This window comes from Staphylococcus sp. SUC_1.2 (assembly GCF_026222585.1).
Map to the genome: position 1 here is coordinate 1 of NZ_JANJPM010000068.1, position 2362 is coordinate 2362.

The following is a 2362-nucleotide window of genomic DNA, read 5'->3' on the forward strand; positions in this document are numbered from 1 at the left end:
CAAATATAACTTTCAAAAAGTTATTTTAAATTAATCATTTAATTTTTTAACGATTTCTCTATTGAAATCATCTAAATCATCAGGTACACGACTTGTTACAATATTATTATCAACTACTACTGATTCATCAACAACATTGGCACCTGCATTTGATAAATCTTTACGAACATTTAATACTGCAGTTAAAGTGCGACCATTTAAATCATCAGTATCAATTAAAACTTGAGGTCCGTGACAAATAGCAAATGTTGGAACATCATTTTTAGTAAAGTATTTTGCAAATGTTCCATAACGTCCTTCTGCATCTCCACGTAAATTATCTGGAGAGAAACCACCAGGAATTAATATTGCATCATAATTTTCTGGTTTAGCATCAGCAATACTTACATTTACTGTAACTTTTTCGCCATGTTTCCCAACAACTTCAGCGTTCGCAGTATCTCCAATAACTTCAGTTTCAAATCCTGCTTCTTCTAATGCTTCTTTAGGACTTGTTAATTCTATATCTTCAAATTCATCAGCTAAAATAATTGCTACTTTTTTAGTCATAACCAAAATCACCTTTTCTTTCGTTTTATTATATTTAATTATAGACAAATTTAAGATGGTTTAAACATAAATATTAAATTTAGTTAAAAACTTTTTCATACTCCACAATTACTTAGAAACTAACTTAACTTTTTCTTCTAATTGATCTAATAATCCAATCCATTCATCAATATCTTTTACACTTACTTCATCAGGATTAACGTGATCAATATCTTCTAAAAATTTAGACAATCTTGTTTTAATTTGTTCAATAGTTTGTTTTTCATCCATCGGAATTTAACTCCTTATATATAATATTTTTAGCTTTTATTCATAACTATCCTAACAAAATTTGACAAAAAGAGATATAATTCTAATAATATTTATTGTAATTTTATAAAGAAGAATGTTTTAAAAGTTTAGGAGTTTTTATAATGACAACATCAAAAATTAAACAAGCAATCTCAATTTATAATGATCCGTGGGAAGCTTATAATGATATTAAACAATTCGATCAACTCACTTTGAGTAATGTAGAATTTACCACAACAAATTTATGTAATATGAGATGTAGTCACTGTGCAGTTGGTTATACATTACAAACAAAAGATCCTGATCCATTACCTATGAATCTTATTTATCAACGTTTAGATGAAATTCCCAATTTACGTACTATGTCGATTACAGGTGGAGAACCTATGTTTTCAAAGAAATCTATAAATAATGTTGTTAAACCATTATTAAAATATGCGCATCAAAGAGGCATATATGTGCAAATGAATTCTAATTTAACGTTACCTCAAGATCGATATCTAGAAATTGCTGAGTATATTGATGTCATGCACATTTCTCATAATTGGGGTACCATCCAAGAATTTGCAGAGGTGGGCTTTGGCGCAATGAAAAAACAACCTCCTTTAAAAGCAAAGTTAAAATTATATGAACAAATGCTAGATAATGCTAGTACATTATCTGACCAAGGGATGTTTGTTTCAGCAGAAACAATGTTAAATCAAAATACCCTACCACATTTAGAAAACATACATAAAGAAATTGTTAATGATATGAAGTGTAGTCGTCATGAAGTTCATCCTATGTATCCAGCAGATTTTGCAAGTCAACTCAATGTATTATCATTAAAAGACATGAAGCAAGCTATTCATCATTTATTAGACATTCGTGATAAAAATACTTGGATGTTATTTGGTACTCTCCCAATCTATCCTTGCATAAACGATGAAAATGACCAACTTTTACTTGAACGATTAAGAAATGAAAAAAATGTTACTGTTCGAAATGACCCAGATGGCCGTAGTCGCTTAAATGTAAATGTATTTAGTGGGGACGTTATTGTAACAGATTTTGGTGATGAAAACGGAACAATTTCTAATATTAAAAATGATAAGCTCACAGATGTATTTGATGCTTGGTTATCAACAGATTTAGCAAAATCTTTAAATTGTCATTGTGAAGCTTTCCAATGTTTAGGACCAAATGTATTAGTTAAAAATATGTATTATCCAAATACAAACTTTAGAGAAAATGAAATCACAATGCACACTGAACATAGTTTTCAATAAAATTAAAAGAAACTGGGACATAATTCCTAGCAAAATAGCCAGTAAATGAGTTTATTGTAAACTCATTTACTGGCTATTTTATTTACAATACTGCGTATTGTTGACTCGCTTTCTTAGGGCACAACTTCAGCCTGTAGTCTTTAGCATATCCTATTGCCTCAAGAGTCTCACCAAAACACTTTGTATTTATATGTAATTTTACATTGAATTATTTTTAAAAAACAAGGCCCTAAAACCCTTTCGTATAATTTAAA

At 29.2% G+C, this 2362-nt stretch carries 3 protein-coding genes; 1 reads left to right on the forward strand and 2 read right to left on the reverse strand.

Annotated elements, in window-relative coordinates:
* Nucleotides 1-30: 30 nt before the first annotated feature.
* A complete protein-coding gene (locus NR218_RS12565) occupies nt 31-549 on the reverse strand; it encodes a type 1 glutamine amidotransferase domain-containing protein (protein WP_017175222.1) in 519 nt (172 codons plus the stop codon).
* 108 nt (nt 550-657) lie between these two features.
* A complete protein-coding gene (locus NR218_RS12570) occupies nt 658-819 on the reverse strand; it encodes an SE1561 family protein (RefSeq protein WP_002450046.1) in 162 nt (53 codons plus the stop codon).
* A gap of 143 nt (nt 820-962) precedes the next feature.
* Here NR218_RS12570 and yfkAB point away from each other — a divergent pair, with 143 nt between their 5' ends.
* Complete coding sequence (gene yfkAB, locus NR218_RS12575) at nt 963-2108, forward strand: radical SAM/CxCxxxxC motif protein YfkAB (RefSeq protein ID WP_017175223.1); 1146 nt, start codon at nt 963-965, stop codon at nt 2106-2108.
* The last annotated feature ends 254 nt before the right edge of the window (nt 2109-2362 follow it).